18 protein-coding genes and 1 pseudogene are annotated in these 18,192 nt (G+C 68.5%); 5 read left to right on the forward strand and 14 right to left on the reverse strand.

What is annotated here, in order from left to right; all coding sequences use genetic code 11:
- Positions 1-95: 95 nt before the first annotated feature.
- Complete coding sequence (locus tag QN239_RS18455; protein WP_499012541.1) at positions 96-1,529, forward strand: DUF222 domain-containing protein; 1,434 nt, start codon at positions 96-98, stop codon at positions 1,527-1,529.
- Between the two features lie 14 nt (positions 1,530-1,543).
- Here QN239_RS18455 and lgt read toward each other — a convergent pair whose 3' ends face one another.
- From lgt to QN239_RS18485, 6 genes are all read right to left on the reverse strand, one after another.
- Positions 1,544-3,136 carry a prolipoprotein diacylglyceryl transferase gene (lgt, locus tag QN239_RS18460; RefSeq protein WP_499012542.1) on the reverse strand — a complete coding sequence of 531 codons (1,593 nt, stop codon included), beginning with the start codon at positions 3,134-3,136 and terminating at the stop codon, positions 1,544-1,546.
- Positions 3,133-3,921 (reverse strand): tryptophan synthase subunit alpha, encoded by a 789-nt coding sequence (gene trpA, locus QN239_RS18465; RefSeq protein WP_090357835.1) that lies wholly within the window; start codon positions 3,919-3,921, stop codon positions 3,133-3,135. Before trpA ends, lgt begins: the two co-directional genes overlap by 4 nt.
- Positions 3,918-5,177 carry a tryptophan synthase subunit beta gene (trpB, locus tag QN239_RS18470; RefSeq protein WP_499012543.1) on the reverse strand — a complete coding sequence of 420 codons (1,260 nt, stop codon included), beginning with the start codon at positions 5,175-5,177 and terminating at the stop codon, positions 3,918-3,920. Before trpB ends, trpA begins: the two co-directional genes overlap by 4 nt.
- Positions 5,178-5,996, reverse strand: coding sequence for an indole-3-glycerol phosphate synthase TrpC (trpC, locus tag QN239_RS18475; RefSeq protein WP_167159489.1), 819 nt, complete (start codon positions 5,994-5,996; stop codon positions 5,178-5,180).
- 80 nt (positions 5,997-6,076) lie between these two features.
- The gene (locus QN239_RS18480; RefSeq protein ID WP_499012544.1) at positions 6,077-6,682 is read right to left on the reverse strand and encodes a TIGR02234 family membrane protein; all 606 of its coding nucleotides are present in this window, start codon (positions 6,680-6,682) and stop codon (positions 6,077-6,079) included.
- Positions 6,679-8,244, reverse strand: a complete 1,566-nt coding sequence (locus QN239_RS18485) for an anthranilate synthase component I (protein WP_499012545.1) — start codon at positions 8,242-8,244, stop codon at positions 6,679-6,681. Before QN239_RS18485 ends, QN239_RS18480 begins: the two co-directional genes overlap by 4 nt.
- An 82-nt stretch (positions 8,245-8,326) precedes the next feature.
- On the opposite strand from QN239_RS18485, the gene QN239_RS18490 reads away from it, so the two are divergent.
- A complete protein-coding gene (locus tag QN239_RS18490; RefSeq protein ID WP_499012546.1) occupies positions 8,327-8,791 on the forward strand; it encodes a peroxiredoxin in 465 nt (154 codons plus the stop codon).
- Positions 8,792-8,795: 4 nt separating this feature from the next.
- Here QN239_RS18490 and QN239_RS18495 read toward each other — a convergent pair.
- Positions 8,796-10,124: pseudogene (locus QN239_RS18495) on the reverse strand (2-isopropylmalate synthase); the annotation flags it as partial.
- Positions 10,125-10,309: 185 nt separating this feature from the next.
- Between QN239_RS18495 and QN239_RS18500 the strand changes: the two are divergent.
- Together QN239_RS18500 and QN239_RS18505 are read left to right on the forward strand one after the other, a co-directional pair.
- The gene (locus QN239_RS18500) at positions 10,310-10,981 is read left to right on the forward strand and encodes a FadR/GntR family transcriptional regulator (protein WP_499012547.1); all 672 of its coding nucleotides are present in this window, start codon (positions 10,310-10,312) and stop codon (positions 10,979-10,981) included.
- Entirely contained in the window at positions 10,978-11,775 is a 798-nt protein-coding gene (locus QN239_RS18505; RefSeq protein WP_499012549.1) for an ABC transporter ATP-binding protein, read from the forward strand. The genes QN239_RS18500 and QN239_RS18505 overlap by 4 nt, the downstream gene beginning before the upstream one ends.
- 7 nt (positions 11,776-11,782) lie before the next feature.
- On the opposite strand, the gene QN239_RS18510 is transcribed toward QN239_RS18505, so the two are convergent.
- The 3 genes from QN239_RS18510 to QN239_RS18520 all read right to left on the reverse strand — a co-directional run bounded on the left by QN239_RS18510 (position 11,783) and on the right by QN239_RS18520 (position 14,758).
- Complete coding sequence (locus QN239_RS18510) at positions 11,783-11,974, reverse strand: hypothetical protein (protein ID WP_499012551.1); 192 nt, start codon at positions 11,972-11,974, stop codon at positions 11,783-11,785.
- Between the two features lie 194 nt (positions 11,975-12,168).
- Positions 12,169-13,155 carry a hypothetical protein gene (locus tag QN239_RS18515; RefSeq protein WP_499012552.1) on the reverse strand — a complete coding sequence of 329 codons (987 nt, stop codon included), beginning with the start codon at positions 13,153-13,155 and terminating at the stop codon, positions 12,169-12,171.
- Positions 13,145-14,758, reverse strand: a complete 1,614-nt coding sequence (locus QN239_RS18520; protein ID WP_499012553.1) for an N-6 DNA methylase — start codon at positions 14,756-14,758, stop codon at positions 13,145-13,147. The genes QN239_RS18515 and QN239_RS18520 overlap by 11 nt, the downstream gene beginning before the upstream one ends.
- 100 nt (positions 14,759-14,858) lie before the next feature.
- Here QN239_RS18520 and QN239_RS18525 point away from each other — a divergent pair, with 100 nt between their 5' ends.
- On the forward strand, positions 14,859-15,104 hold the full coding sequence (locus tag QN239_RS18525; RefSeq protein WP_090357849.1) for a hypothetical protein: 246 nt from the start codon (positions 14,859-14,861) through the stop codon (positions 15,102-15,104).
- Here the strand turns inward: QN239_RS18525 and QN239_RS18530 are convergent.
- From QN239_RS18530 to QN239_RS18545, 4 genes are read right to left on the reverse strand one after another with little or no spacing between them, the layout of a single operon-like run.
- The gene (locus QN239_RS18530) at positions 15,023-16,156 is read right to left on the reverse strand and encodes a CPBP family glutamic-type intramembrane protease (protein ID WP_499012556.1); all 1,134 of its coding nucleotides are present in this window, start codon (positions 16,154-16,156) and stop codon (positions 15,023-15,025) included. The two genes, QN239_RS18525 and QN239_RS18530, sit on opposite strands and share 82 nt — an antisense overlap.
- Positions 16,157-16,216: 60 nt before the next feature.
- Positions 16,217-16,567, reverse strand: a complete 351-nt coding sequence (gene hisI, locus QN239_RS18535; protein ID WP_267295492.1) for a phosphoribosyl-AMP cyclohydrolase — start codon at positions 16,565-16,567, stop codon at positions 16,217-16,219.
- Between the two features lie 34 nt (positions 16,568-16,601).
- Entirely contained in the window at positions 16,602-17,381 is a 780-nt protein-coding gene (gene hisF / locus QN239_RS18540) for an imidazole glycerol phosphate synthase subunit HisF (RefSeq protein WP_499012558.1), read from the reverse strand.
- A complete protein-coding gene (locus QN239_RS18545; RefSeq protein ID WP_276065902.1) occupies positions 17,378-18,190 on the reverse strand; it encodes an inositol monophosphatase family protein in 813 nt (270 codons plus the stop codon). The genes hisF and QN239_RS18545 overlap by 4 nt, the downstream gene beginning before the upstream one ends.
- Positions 18,191-18,192: the final 2 nt, after the last annotated feature.

Here is an 18,192-nt window from a genome sequence, read left to right on the forward strand (position 1 = left end):
GCGTCGACGCAAGACCGAATCATGATGTTGTGGATAGCTTTTGGTCCTGTGGATAACATCTGACAGTCGTCGGCGCGCCCGGATAGCATTCGAACATGTTGGCGAATGCGGTGGGCGATCGGGAGACGGTGTTGGCCGCTTTCTATGCCCTCGACGCTGCAGCCGAGCAGCTCGCAGGCATGGACTTCACTCCGTTCTCGGTTGCCGAGCTGCTGGAGCTGCAATCACGCCGAGAACGTCAGGCCCGGATCACCGCATGTGCCGACCACCGGATCCTGGCCGCACTGCAGAACCAGGCCACCGCCCGCGAGATGGGCGGAAAATCCTGGCCGGACATCCTGGCGCTACGCCTGGGTATCAGTCAGGTCGAGGCCAAAGCCAGGGTGAAAGATGCCGAGCACCTCGGACCGCGATTTGTCATCGGCGGCGACGTGCTGGAGCCGGTCCTGCCCGTGTGTGCCGAAGCGCTGGCCTCCGGGGCGATCACTCTCGAGCACGCCGGCCACATTCGCGACGTGCTGCGCAAATCCGAGCGCCACACCACCGCCACCGACCGGGCCGAATGGGAACGCACCTTGGTGCGGATCGCGGCTTCAAACCCGCCCGAGACCGTCAAAGACGTCGGCGCCCAGATGCTGTACCTGCTCAATCAGGACGGGTCCAGTCCCGACCTCGCCGCCCATCAACCCGGACTGCGCCTCGGACCCCAAGACGCCGACGGACTGCACCGCATGTCTGGGTATGTCGACGCCGAGACCGCCGCCTACTTCAAAACCATCGAATCCGTCTGGGCCGCACCCGGTGTCAACAACCCCGCCGATACCGAACCCGTCGCCAATCCCAGCCCCAACCCGCTCGATTCCGACGCGCCGCCGGAGATGGACGCCGAACAACGCCAAGTCGAAGCCGCGGAACGAGACACCCGCACCCCGGCCCGCCGCAGCCACGATGCGTTCAAAACAGTGTGCCGGGAGATCCTGATGTCCAAGAAGCTCGGCCAGCACAACGGGGTGCCGGTCACCGTGGTCGTCTCGACGACGCTGGCCGAACTAGAGGACGGCACAGGGGTCGCCCGCACCAGCAGCGGAGTCAAGATCCCCATCCCCGACCTCATCCGGCTCGCCGCCCATGCCCACCACTACCTGCTGGTGTTCAAGCACCACACCGCCGAGCCGCTTTATCTCGGCCGCGCCAAACGTCTGGCTTCCAAAGCCCAGCGCTTGGTCGCAATCGCGCGGGACCGTGGCTGTACTCGCCCCGGCTGCTTCGCACCCGCTGACCGTTGCCAAGCGAACCACGCCGGTCTCGACTGGTCCGCCGGCGGTGAAACCAACGCCGACACCATCGTTCTGGGTTGCGGCCCCGACAACCGGCTGGCCTACACCAGCGGCTGGAGCACCCGCATCAACCCCACCACGGGCCGCGCCGAATGGACCCCGCCGCCACTACTGGACACCGGCCAAGACCGCACCAACCACCACTTCCACCCCGAAGAACTCCTCAACAACGAGGACGACGACGACCCATGACGCAGGCCGAGGTCTCAACCGTTCCGGCGCCACCAACGGGGCTTGCGCGGTTCAGCTGTCGCAGGTGCTGGGGTGGCCGGCGGTTCGGGCTCGGGCTCGGGCCCGGCCTCGACTGCCGGTTCGGGCGCACCGCCATCGGCCGACGTCGTCGACCCGGCAGCCGCCCGAGACGTCGCAGCTGCCAGCGACTCCGCGGCCGCTTCCAGCTCGGCACCGAGATCAGATTCCTGAGCTTCGCTTTCCGCCTCAGCCGAATCCCCCTGGAGGTCGGCTGCGGCCTCGGCGTCCTCGACCGCAGCGCCCGCTGCCGTCTGCTCCTCGACGTCCTCAGCCGAATCACCCTCGGCCAGCTCAGCCTCGGACTCAGAGTCAGGCTCAGCTTCGGCACCAGCCGATTTCGTCAACCTGAGGGCCACCAGCGACGTCGCGGCTGCCAGCGACTCCGCGGCCGCTTCCAACTCGGCACCGAGATCAGATTGCGCAGCCTCATCGTCGGACTCGACGGCCTCGGCCGGCTCCGGTTCCTCGGCCACCTCGAGGGTGTCCGCATCCACGGGCTCTTCGGCCTCGTCGGCGGCTTCCGCCTCCTCGACGATGTCCGCGTCCTCGGTATCGCCCACCGCGGCGGCGTCCTCGGCCTCCGCAGCACCCGCGACGGTCGCGGCCGCCACCACACCGGTGGTCGCTCCGACCGCCGCCAGCTCCTTGGCCACGATGTCGTCGACCGGCGACTCGTCATCCTGTTTGCCGCGCAGCGATGCCGGGTCCTCCCGGCCCTTGGGCGCGACCATGACGTAGACGACCGCCGCGACGAAGACGAACGTCGAGGTGAAGGTGTTCACCCGAATGCCGTCGACGGGCATGGACGCCGGATCGCTGCGCATCAGCTCGACCCAGAACCTGCCCACGCAGTATCCGGCCACATACAGCGCGAACAGCCGTCCGTGACCCATGTTGAAGCGCTTGTCGATCCACAGCAGCAGCGCGAAGATCAGCACGTTCCACAACAGCTCGTACAGGAACGTCGGATGGACCACCGCCACCAGCTGTCCGTCGGACACACCGTTCAAGGTGTTCAACGCACCGCTGGCGTCGCGGCGCTCGTAGATCTCCAGACCCCACGGCAGCGTTGTCTCGCGACCGTAGAGCTCCTGGTTGAAGTAATTGCCGAGCCGCCCGATCGCCTGCGCCAGGATGATGCCGGGCGCCACCGCATCACCGAACGCGGGCAACGGGATCCCGCGCATCCGGCAGGCGATCCAGGCACCGACCGCACCGAGGGCCACCGCACCCCAGATACCGAGACCGCCGTCCCAGATCCGGAACGCCGCACCGAGCCCGGCACCGCCGTCACCGAAGTAGGTCTTCCAGTCGGTCATGACGTGATACAGCCGGCCACCGACCAGGCCGAACGGCACCGCCAGCAGCGCGACGTCGTAGATGACGCCCTGCTCACCACCGCGCGCCACCCACCGGCGGTCGCCGATGATCAGCGCGGCGACGATCCCGGCGATGATGCACAGCGCGTACGCGCGAATCGGCACGGGGCCCAGATGCCACACGCCCTGGGCCGGAGTCGGGAAGTACGCGAGAACCGTCTCTGTCATGCGGGAATCCTCTGCCGCACACCCTCGGCGAGCTCGGCGGTCAAGGCCCGCACCGCGGGAATGCCGTCGTCGAGCGCGGACACCAGCGCCGATCCGACGATCACGCCGTCGGCGTAGGCGCCGATCTCGGCGGCCTGGGCACGCGAGCGCACGCCCAACCCGACGCCGACGGGGATATCGGAGATCTCCCGAATCCGCTGCACCAACTCGGGCGCCGCGTTGGACACCGCATCGCGGGCACCGGTCACGCCCATGGTCGACGCGGCGTAGACGAACCCGCGCGAGGCCTCGATGGTCGCGGCCAGCCGCTCCGGGGTGGACGAGGGTGCGACCAGGAAGATGCGATCCAGATCGTGTTTCTCGGACGCCGCCACCCAGTCCCCCGCCTCATCCGGAATCAGATCCGGCGTGATCAAACCCAACCCGCCGGCCGATGCGAGGTCACGGGCAAAAGCGTCCACACCCCAACGCAACACCGGATTCCAATACGTCATCACCACGGCACGCCCACCGGCACTGCTGATGGCCTCGACGGCGCGCAAGGCGTCACGCACCCGGACGCCACCGGCCAGCGCGACCTCGGTCGCCTTGGCGATCGTCGGCCCGTCCATGCCCGGATCGGAGTACGCCACACCGACTTCGACGATGTCACAACCCGATTCGACGAGTGCGGTCATCGCCGAGATCGAGGTGTCCACATCCGGATAGCCGGTCGGGAGGTATCCGATCAGTGCGGAACGCCCCTCGGCACGGCACGTGTCGAACAGATGCCCCAATCGGCTCACGAATCACCGTCCAGTAGCCCGAACCATTTGGCGGCGGTCTCGACATCCTTGTCACCGCGACCCGACAGATTCACCACGATCACCGAGGACGGGCCCAGTTCCACACCCAGTTTCAGAGCGCCGGCCACAGCGTGCGCCGACTCGATGGCGGGAATGATGCCCTCGGTGCGGCACAGCAGCGAGAACGCGTCCATCGCCTCGGTATCGGTGATCGGCCGGTATTCGGCACGGCCGACATCCTTGAGCAACGCGTGCTCCGGACCCACCCCGGGATAGTCCAAACCCGCAGAGATCGAATGCGATTCGATGGTCTGGCCGTCCTCGTCCTGCAACAGGTAGGAGAACGAGCCCTGGAAGGCGCCGGGCGAACCACCGGTGAAGGTGGCGGCATGCCGCCCAGTCTCCACCCCGTCACCGGCGGCTTCGAAACCGATCAGCCGTACTTCTGGATCGTCGATGAACGCGTGGAAGACACCGATCGCGTTGGACCCACCGCCCACACACGCCGTCACCGCGTCGGGTAGCCGGCCGGCCTGCTCGAGGATCTGTGCGCGCGCCTCCAACCCGATGATCCGCTGGAAATCGCGCACCATCAGGGGGAACGGGTGCGGCCCCGCCGCGGTACCGAAGGCGTAGTAGGTGTCGTCGGCGTGGGCGACCCAGTCGCGGAACGTCTCGTTGATCGCGTCCTTGAGCGTCTTCGAACCGGACTCCACCGCAACGACCTTCGCACCCAGCAGCCGCATCCGGGCCACGTTGAGGGCCTGGCGCGCGGTGTCGACGGCGCCCATGTAGATGACGCACTCCAGGCCCATCAGTGCGCACGCTGTCGCCGTGGCGACCCCGTGCTGACCGGCACCGGTCTCGGCGATGACGCGGGTCTTACCCATCTGCTTGGCCAGCAGCGCCTGCCCGAGGACATTGTTGATCTTGTGCGACCCGGTGTGGTTGAGGTCCTCCCGCTTGAGGAACAGCCGTGCCCCGCCGGCGTGCTCACCGAGGCGGGCCGCCTCGTACAGCGGCGAGGGACGGCCGGTGTAGTGCCGCTGCAGCCGGTCGAGCTCATCGAGGAAGGATTGATCACGGCGCACCTTGTCGTAGGCGGCGGTGACTTCCTCGATGACGGCCATCAGCGCCTCGGGCACCAGGCGTCCGCCATAGGCGCCGAAATGGCCCTTGGCATCGGGGTCATGACGTGTGGTTTCGGCCACCGCCGCGCTCATGCGGGGCAGTTGCGGGCCGGCGATATCGGCCATCTACCGGGCAGGTTTGGGGCAGGACGGATGGGCACCCGCGGTGACCAGGTCTGCGACGGCGCTGCGCGGGTCACCGCTGGTGACCAGGCCTTCGCCGACCAGCACCGCATCGGCACCGGCGCCGGCGTAGGCCAGCAGGTCGGCGGTGCCACGCACCCCGGACTCGGCCACCCGGATGACGCTGCTGGGCAGGCCGGGGGCGATCCGGGCGAAGCAGTCGCGGTCGACCTCGAGGGTCTTGAGGTCGCGGGCGTTGACCCCGATCAGGGTCGCACCGGCTTGCAGGGCACGGTCGGCCTCTTCCTCGGTGTGCACCTCGACCAGGGCGGTCATTCCCAGCGACTCGGTGCGGTCCAGCATCGACTCGAGCGCCTGCTGTTCCAGCGCCGCGACGATGAGCAACAGCATGTCGGCGCCGTGGGCGCGAGCCTCGTGAATCTGGTACGGCCCGACGATGAAGTCCTTGCGCAGCACCGGAATCGACACCGCGGCACGCACCGCGTCCAGGTCGTCGAGCGAGCCGCGGAAGCGGCGCTCTTCGGTCAGCACGCTGATGACGCGGGCGCCGCCTGCCTCGTAGGCACCGGCCAGCTGCGCCGGGTCGGCGATGGACGCCAGCTCACCGCGCGACGGGCTGGCCCGCTTCACTTCGGCGATCACCGCGATACCCGGTGCGCGCAGCGCTGCCATCACATCCAGCGGCGGCTGCGCATCCTTGGCGCGTTGTTTGATGTCCGCGAACGGAACCGCAGCTTCACGAGCGGCAACGTCGGCGCGAACTCCTTCGATGATGGAGTCGAGCACGTTCCCCGAACTCATGAGCCACCGTCCATTTCCGTCAGCCGGGACGCACCCGGATTCGTCTGCCTAGAGGCTAGTCGCCGACGCTGCACGGCCCGTCACCGACCCTTCGTGTCAGAACCGGCGTCCGGATCCGTGGGATCGGACCCCTCGTCGAGGGCATCCCAGATCATCCGTTCCGACATCCCGTCCTCGGCGCTGTCACCGGTCACCGCCTCGCGGCGGACGGCGGGTGCGACGTATTTGGTGCCGGTGCCACGCGCGGTCGCCGCGGACCGGATGAGCAGCACGGCCGCGGCCAGGGTGAGCACCGCGGCGCCCACGGTGATGCCGGCGCCCAGGTACTGCCGCGAGGAACCGACGAGCGCCGCGACGGGCACCTGCGCGAGGTCAGCGCCGCGTACGGCGATATCGCGGACCACCCACAGACTGATGCCCAGGTAAGCCATCGCCGCACTCGAGACGGCCACCAGCACCGCCAGCAGCCGCAGGGCCCAGCCCCGCACGGCCAACGCGGCGACGGCCGCCGCGAGCAGCACCAGCGCCAGCGGTATCAGCGCGGTCGACCACTGCCCGCCCGTCAACGTCGACGTCTTGGGTTGCCCGAGGCCGTCGAACGACGACACCTGCACCCATGTCAGCCGCGAGGCCCCCCACAGCGCCAGCGCGGCCAGTGCCAGCAGTGCCTGGGCGATCCGGATCATCGGACCGGCGGGCCGGAGCTAAGTGACCCGGGATTCGGCACGGCCAGCGTCTCGGCGGCCGCGACGGCAGCCAGCACCGCCTTGGCCTTGTTGGCGGACTCGTTGTATTCGTACGGCCCGTTCGAGTCGGCCACCACACCGCCGCCGGCCTGCACATAAACGGTGCCGTCACGCATCAGCGCGGTGCGGATGGCGATGGCGAAGTCGGCGTTGCCGGCGAAGTCCAGGTACCCCAGCACACCGCCGTACAGGCCGCGGCGGGTCAACTCGACCTCTTCGATGAGCTCCATGGCCCGTACCTTCGGGGCGCCGGACAGCGTCCCGGCCGGGAAACAGGCGGTCACTGCATCCAGCGCGGTACTGCCCGGAGCCAGCTGCCCCGTCACCGTCGACACCAGGTGCATGACGTGGCTGTAGCGCTCGATATGGCTGTAGTCCTCGACCCGCACGGTGCCCGGTTCGCACACCCGGCCCAGATCGTTGCGGCCCAGGTCGACGAGCATGAGGTGCTCGGCGCGCTCCTTGTCGTCCGCGAGCAACTCCTTTTCCAGCAGGACGTCTTCCTCTTCGGTGTCCCCGCGCCAGCGGGTGCCCGCGATCGGATGGGTGGTGGCCTTGCCGTCCTGCACCGTCACCAGGGCTTCGGGACTGGAGCCGACGATCGAGAAGTCCAGTCCTCCTTCGGCATTCGGAGCGTTGAACAGGTACATGTACGGGCTCGGGTTGGTCACCCGCAGCATCCGGTACACATCGATGGGATCGGCCTGGGTCGTCATCTCGAAGCGCTGCGAGGGCACCACCTGGAACGCCTCACCTGCCTTGATCTCCTCGACCAGCCCGTCGACGATGGCGGTGTACTCGGCGACCGTGCGCTGCGCCCGGTGCTGTGGCGCGGGCCGGGCGAAGGTGGCCACCGACGAGGGCAACGGTTCACCCAGCGCGGCCGTCATGATGTCCAGACGCCGCACCGCATCGTCGTAGGCCCAGTCGACCCGTTCGTCGGTGCCGTTCCAGTTCACCGCGTTGGCGATCAGGGTGATGGTGCCCTCGTGGTGATCCACCGCGGCGATATCGGTGGCCAGCAGCAGCAGCATGTCGGGCAGGTGCAGGTCGTCGACCGTCAGCTCCGGCAGCCGTTCCAGCCTGCGCACCATGTCGTAGGCGAAGAAACCGACCAGCCCCGAGGACAGCGGGGGCAGACCGGGGACCGCGGCGGTGGCCAGCACGTCGAGCGTGGTGTGCAGGGCCTGCAGCGGATCCCCGCCGGACGGGGCGCCCTGCGGGGGTGCACCCAGCCAGACCGCCTCACCGTCGCGCACCGTCAGCGCCGACGGCGCGCCCGCGCCGATGAAGGACCAGCGCGACCAGGATCGGCCGTTCTCCGCGGATTCCAGCAGGAACGTGCCGGGTCGGTTGGCGGCCAGTTTCCTGTACGCCGACAGCGGGGTCTCGCTGTCGGCGAGGACCTTACGGGTCACCGGGACCACCCGGTGCTCGGCCGCCAGCGCCCGGAAGTCCTCACGTGAGGTGGTCGAAGCGAGCGTTTCGGCGTGTACTTGCACGGGCCAATCCTCCCAGACGGCGGTAACGGCTTCGGCGTGCACATCCCCCCGTCGCTCCTGTCGGCCAGTAGCGTGTGCAGCCATGACTGCCATGAAGACGGGTGACACCGTCGCGGAGTTCGAACTTCCCGATCAGATGGGTACGCCGCGCAGCTTGACGGGTTTGCTGGCCGACGGTCCGGTGGTGCTGTTCTTCTACCCGGCGGCCATGACACCGGGGTGCACCAAGGAGGCCTGTCACTTCCGCGATCTGGCCGGCGAGTTCGCCGCCGTCGGCGCGTCCCGGGTGGGGATCAGCACCGACGCGGTGGACAAACAGGCCCGCTTTGCCGACCAGCAGAACTTCGACTACCCCCTGCTGTCGGACACCGAGGGTGTGGTCGCCGAACGGTTCGGGGTGAAACGTGGTCTGCTCGGCAAGCTGATGCCCGTCAAGCGGACCACGTTCGTCATCGACACCGATCGCACCGTCCTCGCCGTGATCTCCAGCGAGTTCAGCATGGACACCCACGCCGACAAAGCCCTCGAGGTGCTCAGGGCACGGTGAGCCCGTAGGTCGCCGTGAACAGTTCGAACAACTCGGCCGCGGTCATCTCGGCACCGCTGGCGTCCGTCCGCGCCTGGACGTGGCGGGCGAAGTCCTGCTGCTGCCAGCGCGGCAGATCCAGCCCGTACTCAGTGGACAGCAGATAGGCGATACCACCCTTGCCGGACTGTGAGTTGACCCGGATGACCGCTTCATAGGTGCGGCCGATATCGGCCGGGTCGATCGGCAGATACGGCACCCGCCAATCGACCTCACGTTCGGAGCGCCCTTCGGCGGTCGCCCGGGCCCGGTGCTCGGCGAAGCCTTTCTTGATGGCGTCCTGATGGGTACCGGAGAATGCGGTGTGCACCAGCGCGCCGGCGTACGGATGCCGGTCGTGGATCGGCATCCGGGTGCAGTGCGCGACGGTGCGGGCGATCTCGTCGATATCGGAGAAGTCGATCTTCGGGTCGACACCCTGGGCGTACAGATTCAGCGCCAAGGTGGCGATGTCGACGTTGCCGGTCCGTTCGCCGTTGCCGAACACACAGCCCTCCACGCGCTGCGCCCCGGCCAACACCGCCAGTTCGGCGCAGGCGACACCGGTGCCCCGGTCGTTGTGGGGATGCACCGACAAGATGACGCTGTCACGGCGGGCCAGGTTGCGGTGCATGTACTCGATCTGGTCGGCGTACACATTCGGGGTGGCGACCTCGACGGTGGCCGGCAGATTGAGGATGACGGGCCGGGCGGGACAGGCTTGCCACAGTGCCGTCATCGCATCGCAGATCTCGAGTACGTAGTCGGGCTCGGTGAGGTTGAACACCTCCGGCGAGAATTCGAACCGGACGTTCGGGCGGTCGCCGGCCAACTCCAGCACGTCCCGTCCACCGGCCAGGATCAGCTCTCGGAGTTCGTCGCGATCCTTACCGAGCACGGTGTCCCGCCATACCGGTGCGGTGGCGGTGTACATGTGGATGACGACATCGCCGGCGATGCCGTCGATCGATGCCACCGTCCGCGCGATCAGATCGCGCCGGGCGGGGGTGAACACCACGATCGTCACGTCGTCGGGGGCGATGCTCGATTCGGCGATGAGCCGGACGAAGTCGTAGTCGGTCTGCGAGGCGGACGGATAGCCGACCTCGATCTCCTTGTAGCCCATGCTCACCAGCAACTCGAAGAACCGTCTCTTGCGGGCCGGGTCCATCGGTTCGGCGAGCGCCTGGTTGCCGTCGCGCAGGTCGACCGGTACCCACAGCGGCGATTCGGTGAGCCGGGCGTCGGGCCAATGCCGCTGCTGCAGAGGCACTTCCACGCGATCGTAGACATCTTTGTAACGATGCCAGGGCATCGGCGACGGTTGTTGACGATTCCAGATCATGAGTGTTCCTGTTCGGCCGAAGGGATCCGACCGGCGCACCGCAGCCCCACGACAGGGGGCCGGTCGGTCAGGCCCTGCCGAGGCGGCTAAGGAGAAGCTGGCGCGTCATGATGGTTAGACTGTACACAACTCCTCAGACAAGTAGAGAGGTTGTGATGGTCACCCAGGTTCAGCGGCACCCCTTGGCCGCCCAGGCCGCACAGCTGTTGCTGACCCGGATCCGCGACGGCGAATGGCCACTCGGCCACCGGCTACCGGGCGAGACGACACTGGCCGCGCAGCTCGGGGTCGGCCGGTCCACCCTGCGCGAAGCCATCCGCGAACTGGCGGGCAAGGGGGTGCTGGAAAGCCGCCAGGGCGCGGGTGTGTTCGTCACCGCACTGGATGCCGGCGAGGATTGGGACGCCGTGCTGCGGCGTTCCACCATCGCCGCGGTCATCGAAGCCCGTATCGCCATCGAGGCCGAAGCCGCAGCACTCGCCGCGACCCGGCGCACGCCGGCCGACCTGAGGGAGATCCGCCGGGCGCTTGCCGCCCGCGGCGTGCCGGGCCAATCGGTGCCCGATCACGTGGACGCCGATATGGCGTTCCACCGCGCCGTGATCGCCGCGGCCCACAACGAGGTGCTGATCCAGCTCTTCGACGCGTTCCTGCCGAGATTGCGCACGGCCATGATCGACATGCTCAAGATCGCCCCCGTGTCATCCGAAGCGGCGGACCACGCCTGCCATCGGGAACTCGCCGAGGCCATCACCACCCGCTCCCCCGAGGCCGCCGCGGCCGCCAGCCGAACTCACCTGACCGCACTGATGGAGTCCTTCTCATGACCCCCGTCCTGGAGATCACCGATGTCACCTTCCGCCGCGAGGGCAAACAGATCATCGACGGCATCTCGCTGACAGTGCAGGCCGGTGAACACTGGGCGCTGCTGGGCCCCAACGGCGCGGGCAAGAGCACGCTGCTAGGTTTCTGTGCGGCCGTGACGTTTCCGACCACCGGAACGGTCCGGGTGCTCGGCGCCCAGATGGGCCAGACCGACCTGTCCGTGCTCCGGCGCAATATCGGGCATGTGAACCCACGGCACCGGCTGCAGTATCCGCTGACGGTGCGCGAGGTGGTGCTCACCGGGATCACCGCCACCGTCGACACCGCAGCGCGGTGGATGCCCACCGCCGAGCAGGTGGCCCGCGCCGAGGAGTTGATCACCACCGTCGGGCTGTCGACTCGCGCGGATTCGGTGTGGCCCACCCTGTCTCAAGGCGAACGGGGACGCACCTTGATCGCCCGCGCCCTGATCTCCGATCCCCGCCTGCTGCTGCTCGACGAACCGACCACCGGACTGGACGTGGCCGCCCGCGAACAGTTACTGGAAACCCTTGACACGCTCGATGATTCGCATCCGGACATGGCCTCGATCCTGGTGACACATCACCTCGAGGAGTTGCCGACGTCCACCACCCATGCCCTGCTGATCGGCCAGGGCCGCACGGTGGCCGCCGGACCGGCCCGCGACACCGTCACCACCGAACACGTCACGGCGGCATTCGACCACCCGGTCACCGTGGGCTTCCAGGACGGTCGCTGGACCGCGCGTGCCAAGGCGAGCTCGCGGGTGCGCTGACCAGGTTTCAGTGGTGACCGCTGTCGCCGGACTGACCGGACGTACCGGAACCTGCCGTGCCGTCCGGGTGGCTGGCCGGGTTGGGGGGCACGTTGCACTGCCCGTCGATGACGATCTGCCCCGGCTCGCAGGCAATCGTGTCATCCGCCGACGCCACGCCCGCCCCGGCCACCAGCCCCGCCGCGCACAGGATTCCCACAGCAAACGCGCGGGATAAAGTGTGTGATACCGACATGATTTTGCCGCCCTTCTTTGACGTGGCCGTCAATATACCCCTGACGCGGGATACGTGCAGCTCATTCGCGTTATTGGGATACCTCCCGGTTCGGGCTCAAGCATCGTTGCCAGATCGCCCTGCGACCCTCCACAAGCCAGGCGGCAAAGATTTCCCAGTCACGCGTCGCGGCGGCGGCGGCGCGCCTCGCGGTGCCGGGTCACGGGCGTCGTGTCCAGCACACGGTTCACCATGACGGCCAGAAAGCGGGCGGGTTGCAGCGCCGGCGGAACGGTGTCGTGGCGGATCACGACGTTCGGCAGCGCCGTCAGCGCCTCCTCGACGGCCGCGGTCTCGACATCGACGATCTCGAAAAGTGCATCCGGTTCGGCCTTTTCGAGGCTGTCGACCTCGTCCCCGGTGGTGTCCGCGGCGGGCGCGTCGTAGTCGATCATGATGAGTGCGACGGCGTGGTACGCATCGTCCTCGGTGCCGAGTTTGGCCAACAGGTCGATCAGCCATTCGGCCTTGTCCGGCTCGCTGGTCAGGATGGTCGACCGCAGACCGTAGACGAATCCGAGCGCGGCCAGCGGATGACGCAACCGCAGATTCTTGGCGTCGCCGTAGCTCTCCTCCACACGGTTGGCGGCGTTCTTCCCGAAACTGGAGTCCATCCGCTTGGTGCTGATCAGCAGTTCGGGCCCGGTGTCCCAGTCCGACATCACGATGTCGACCTGTTTCATGTAGTGCTTGCCGAGCACACTGGCGCTCGAGCCGGCCACCCCCTTCATCGAGCGCTGCAGCCGGTGCTCGATGAGCTGACGTTCCTTGATCGGAAGCGCCTCCAGCAGATTGGCGATGGCACTGGGCATGATGCGCGGCTCGACGGCCCGCGGCCACACCGCGTTGGTGTCGAAACCGGCGCGACGCAGCTCGTAGGACAGCCAGACATCGAGCGCCAGTGCGGGCACCCCGGTGGTCGACGGTGCATCCAGATGCAGCGGCACCCCGAGCAGCCGGCGCAGCACCCTGAAGTCGGGTTCGTACACCACGGTGTCCCCGCTGCGCCGCCATGGACTGGTGTGCTCTCCGTGGGGCGCCGCATCGGCGACGATTCTGTCGAAGATGGCCCACGCGGTGGCTTTCGTGGACGGTTCAGCGGGCACGCCGAGACCTTACCGCGCGCCTGGTGGCCAGCGAATCACGCGCTGCGCGAATCGAATCCACGTCATCGAGCCCCAGCGCACCGTCGATGGTCTGCACTGCGTCGAGCAACCTGCCCTTGGCCAGCAGACCCGCCACCGCGCGCCGTGCCGCGCGGAGCTGCCCGGCACGGGCGGCGATCAACTCGGCGGACGGCACCAGCCACCGGTCGGCCTCGCGCGGCTCGAGCTTGAGAATGCCGCCACCGTAGGAACGCCCCACGATCTCCGCGTGCAGCACCGTCGCCGAGTTCAAGGAGGCCAGGGGCAGCAGGTCCTGCCCCAGCGCGGTCAGCTCGTCACGCAGATAGACACCGTGCACCGAGTTGAGGTGATGGGCCGCCGCCCGGTTGGTGATCAGGCGCGGGGTGTCGGCGTTCATACAGGTGAGCAGCAGGTGTGCCGGCGCCAGCAGAGGGACCATGAACCAGGGGCTGCGGACCCGGCACTTGTAGGCCAGGTGCACACCGGCGGCGTGCCCGGCCTCGATGTACCGCTGCGCCGCCGCCGAGATGGCGCCGCCGGGCCGGAACAGGTGGATCGACTTGCCGTCCTCCCCCAGCCGGCGCAGTTGGGCGCCGGTGAGGGTGAGACCGCGCAGGTGCGCACTGCCCGGCGGCGACAGCGGGAGCAGGTCGCCGGGGCGCAGCCCGAGCTCACGCACCCGGTCCGGCGACAGCGCGAAATAGCCGTTGTTGCCGGTGACCATGCCGAGCGTGGTGTCCCCCCACTGGTCCAGTGTCGCGAGACTGCCGGTGTCGTGCAGCGCGTGCAGCTGCTCCACCGGCGCGGCGCCCACCAGGCCGCTGACCCATTTGTCGGCGGGATCGCGGGGTGCCCAATGCCGTTGCACCAGTTCCGATGTCAGGGATTTTGCGTTGCGGGCACGGTGAATGACGGCATGTCCCGAGGGTCCGCCGTCGAAACCGTCGGCCAGCAGCAGCACCACATCCGCCTCGGCTTCGGGAAACACCTGCTCGTCGAACATCACCAGTTCGACCGTGGCGAACCGGTCGAACAGGAACTTGCGCACCGGCGCGGCGTAGTTGACGCTGAGCAGCTCGGCGGGCAGGACCAGGGCCAGCCGCCCACCGGGCCGCAGGAACAGCGCCGCGTGCACGGTGAATGCCGCCCAGCTCGACGCCAGCCCGGACAGGCTGACACCGGCGGCCAGGGCGGCGCGCCGCGACTGGGCGCGGGCCTGGCCCCGGAAGTCCTGATAGCGGATATAGGGCGGGTTGCCGATCACCGCGGTGTAGGACGGCTGCGGGTCGACGGCGAAGAAGTCGGCGGTGCGGATGCGTGCCGTGCCGCCGGCCGCGGTCACCCGCTTACGGGCCGCGCGGGCACTGGCCGGATGGATCTCCACGCCGTCGAGCAGCGGGGCGGCCGCACCGAGGTCGGTGAGGCGCCGGGCCGCGGCGACGAGGAACGCCGCCTCACCGGCCGACGGCTCGAAGACGCGGTCCGCGGAGTCGCGGACCGCCCACTGGGCCAGATAGTGGGTGATCTCCGGCGGGGTGAAGAAGGCACCGCGCGCTTTGCGGGCCCCGGCGGAATCGATCACGCTGGCCATTCTGTCCGACCACACCGACAAGTCGGCGCAGACCACGCCGTCGCGGCGGGGTCGTCACCCAGGAATCGCTTCGATTGGCTAAGCTTTCGGCATGAGCAAGTCAGCAGTGGCGGCAGCACTGGCCGCAGGCGCGATCATCGGCTCGTCTCTGGGCCTCGGGCTGGCCACGGCCGGCGCCCAGCCGGTAGATCCCGGCGGACCCACCTTGGAAGCGCCCGCCAACGCGCCGCGCAAACCCGCCGAAGCCTGGCAGGGTCACCCGATGGTCTGGTGGGACTGGGGTTCCGGCGGGCACTGGGGTGTCTGGACCAACGGGCAGTTCCTGCCCTTCACCTGATCGGTCCGCCGGTAGCCGAACCAGAGCCGGCGCACGCTCATCACCAGGAAGCACCCGACTGCAACCACGATGAAGAGCATGGTCGCCAGGATCAGACCCGCGGTGCCGACGAGTAGCAATTCGTCGGCCGAGCCGGCAGTGGAGATCGACAGCGCCGCGGCGAATCCGATGGTGTTCTGCAGGCCGTGGGCCAGGATCACCGGCCACAACCGGCGGGTGCGGTACACCAGGAACAGGTTGAAACCCGACCACACCCCGCACCACAGGACGACGAGAAGCACGGCCATCGCCGTCGCAGCATCGGCACCGGCGGCGTAGTAGAGGTGAATGCTGGCACGGGCCAGTGCCGTGAGCGCCCACAGCGCAACGAAGGTGCGCCCGGTCGGCCGCGGCCACAACAGCACCGCGATGCCGACGAACACCGGTTCCTCCGCCACACCCGCCAGAGCGAGCGACAGCGCGAGAACCAACCACTGTCCCGTCGAGTGTGCGTGCATCGGATAGTCGATGTCGGGGACGGCCGCCAGCCCGATCAGTGTGTGGTAGCCGATGTTCGCCGCGAACAACACCAGCAGCGAAGCGGCGGCCGCGGCGCCGCCGCCGCTCAGCCTGACGAACCGGCTCCGGCCGGCGGGACGTGCGAGCAGCCCCCGACTGTCGATCACCCAGGCGCGCACCAGCACGAAGGTCCAGACCGACAGTGCCGGGCCGCCGAACACCTCGATCAAGATCCGGGGACCGAAGCCCTGCGGGGTGTAGGAGATGCCGGGCGTCATCACCGCGATGGCGTTGAACACCCCGACGGCCTGGGTGGCCACGAAGGCACACGCGTAGGCCGTCACCCTGATCTGGTTGCCGGACAACGGATATCGTCGAACCAATACCGCCAACACGCCGGCGGCCACCGCGACCACGGCGATCACCGCCACGCCGAAGCCGGCCGGAAAGCCCCGCAGCGACCAAGCCGCCAGCACCGTGGCGGTGGCCCACCACACGGCCAGCGGCACGGGTGACGTCAGCGCTGCGGGCGCCGGATTCCTCGTCGCGTACATCACCCGATTCTCGGCGCAGCCCCGATCAGGCGGCCGAGTAGTCAGGTACTCGAACAGACGCTAACCCTGCGGCGGCAGCAGCAGATCCGCGTCGAAGCAGGTGTGATCGCCGGTGTGGCAGGCACCGCCCACCTGGTCGACCTCCAGCAGCACGGTGTCCCCGTCGCAGTCCAGGCGCACCGAGTGCACGTGCTGCGTGTGGCCCGAGGTGGCGCCTTTGATCCACTGTTCGCCCCGCGAGCGCGAGAAGTAGGTGGCCTCACGGGTTTCCAGGGTGCGGGCCAGCGCGGCGTCGTCCATCCAGGCGACCATCAGCACGTCACCGGTGCCGTGTTCCTGAACGACCGCGGCGAACAGCCCGTCGGCGTTGCGTTTGAGCCGGGCGGCGATATCGGGGTCAAGCTCGCTCATCGGACCCCACCTCGACTTGTCCTCTTCGCTTCGCTCATCGGACGGTGATCCCCTCGGCCGCCATCGCCGCCTTCACCTGACCGATCGTCAGCTCCCGGAAATGGAACACGCTGGCCGCCAGCACGGCGTCGGCGCCGGCTGCCACTGCGGGGGCGAAGTGCTCCACCGCCCCGGCCCCACCGCTGGCGATCACCGGAACCGTGACCGCAGCGCGGACCGCACGCAGCATCGCCAGGTCGAAACCGGCCTTGGTACCGTCGGCGTCCATCGAATTCAGCAGGATCTCCCCCACCCCGAGTTCGGCTCCGCGCGTGGCCCATTCGACGGCGTCGATGCCGGTGCCGCGCCGGCCACCGTGGGTGGTGACCTCCCAGCCCGACGGCGTCGGCGCCGAACCGTCCGGCACCGTGCGGGCATCGACACTGAGCACGATGCACTGCGACCCGAACTGGCGCGCCAGCTCGGCCAGCAGCTCCGGGCGGGCGATGGCCGCGGTGTTCACCGATACCTTGTCCGCACCGGCGCGCAGCAGGGTATCCACATCCTCGACCGAACGGACACCACCACCCACGGTGAGCGGGATGAACACCTGCTCCGCGGTGCGACGCACCACCTCCAGCATGGTGGACCGCCCCGAGGAGGACGCGGTGACATCCAGGAAGGTCAGCTCGTCGGCGCCTTCGGCATCGTAGGCGGCCGCGAGTTCGACGGGATCGCCCGCATCCCTGAGGTTCTCGAAGTTGACCCCCTTGACCACCCGGCCGGCGTCGACGTCCAGGCAGGGAATGACACGGGTGGCGACATCACTGATCACAGGTAATCCTCCGGGTTGCCCGCCGAGGCGACGATCTCCAGCATGCGGGCGTGCACACCGGGTGCGGCGGCCAGCGCCGATTTCGACTCGGCCGTCCAGGGCGCGCCGGCCAGGTCGGTGACGACACCACCGGCGGCCCGGACCAGTGCGACGCCCGCCGCGTGGTCCCAGATGTGGTGGCCGAAGCTGATTGCCGCACTGAGGATTCCGGCGGCGACATAGGCCAGGTCCACCCCGGTGGCGCCGTGCATGCGAACCCGCGAGCACTCACGGCTCAGGTTGGCCAGCACCTCGGCCCGGTACCGGCCGGGAAACCGGCCACGGGAGTCGATGTTGAAGGTCTGGATCCCGACGATCGAATCGGCCAGCGTCGGCGCGTCGAGCGGGGGCAGCACCACGCCACCGTCGCGCACCGGTCCGCCGGCCAGCGCGGTGTAACGCTGGCCCATGAACGGCAGCCAGGTCAGCCCGGCGACCGGCACACCGTTGTGCAGCAATCCCAACAGGATGGCTGCCATCGGAGAGCCGGCCGCATAGTTGAACGTGCCGTCGATCGGGTCGAGTACCCACACCAGTTCGGAATCGATCGGTTCGCCACCGAATTCCTCGCCGTGTACCCCGATGCCGGTCTGCTCCTGCAGCGCCGCGACGACCTGGCGTTCGATCGCGAGATCCACCTCGGTCGCGAAATCGTTGCCCTGTTTGCGGACAGCCGAGTCGGCTCGGTGGCCCGCGACGAACTGAACCGATGCCGCATCGAGGATGGCGGTCGCGGTGGCGACCAGAGCGGTCAGCCGGTTGGCGTCCATGA

The organism is Mycolicibacterium sp. Y3 (assembly GCF_051188035.1).
Lineage (GTDB): Bacteria > Actinomycetota > Actinomycetes > Mycobacteriales > Mycobacteriaceae > Mycobacterium > Mycobacterium fluoranthenivorans.

Excerpts from the sequence above, each read along its gene's own strand:
- QN239_RS18545 (WP_276065902.1), bottom strand. The coding sequence starts at position 18,190 with ATGGACGCCAACCGGCTGACCGCTCTGGTCGCCACCGCGACCGCCATC.
- QN239_RS18505 (WP_499012549.1), top strand. The coding sequence starts at position 10,978 with ATGACCCCCGTCCTGGAGATCACCGATGTCACCTTCCGCCGCGAGGGC.
- QN239_RS18530 (WP_499012556.1), bottom strand. The coding sequence starts at position 16,156 with ATGTACGCGACGAGGAATCCGGCGCCCGCAGCGCTGACGTCACCCGTG.
- lgt (WP_499012542.1), bottom strand. The coding sequence starts at position 3,136 with ATGACAGAGACGGTTCTCGCGTACTTCCCGACTCCGGCCCAGGGCGTG.
- QN239_RS18525 (WP_090357849.1), top strand. The coding sequence starts at position 14,859 with ATGAGCAAGTCAGCAGTGGCGGCAGCACTGGCCGCAGGCGCGATCATC.
- trpC (WP_167159489.1), bottom strand. The coding sequence starts at position 5,996 with ATGAGTTCGGGGAACGTGCTCGACTCCATCATCGAAGGAGTTCGCGCC.
- QN239_RS18455 (WP_499012541.1), top strand. The coding sequence starts at position 96 with ATGTTGGCGAATGCGGTGGGCGATCGGGAGACGGTGTTGGCCGCTTTC.
- trpB (WP_499012543.1), bottom strand. The coding sequence starts at position 5,177 with ATGGCCGATATCGCCGGCCCGCAACTGCCCCGCATGAGCGCGGCGGTG.
- hisI (WP_267295492.1), bottom strand. The coding sequence starts at position 16,567 with ATGAGCGAGCTTGACCCCGATATCGCCGCCCGGCTCAAACGCAACGCC.
- QN239_RS18490 (WP_499012546.1), top strand. The coding sequence starts at position 8,327 with ATGACTGCCATGAAGACGGGTGACACCGTCGCGGAGTTCGAACTTCCC.
- QN239_RS18500 (WP_499012547.1), top strand. The coding sequence starts at position 10,310 with ATGGTCACCCAGGTTCAGCGGCACCCCTTGGCCGCCCAGGCCGCACAG.
- QN239_RS18480 (WP_499012544.1), bottom strand. The coding sequence starts at position 6,682 with ATGATCCGGATCGCCCAGGCACTGCTGGCACTGGCCGCGCTGGCGCTG.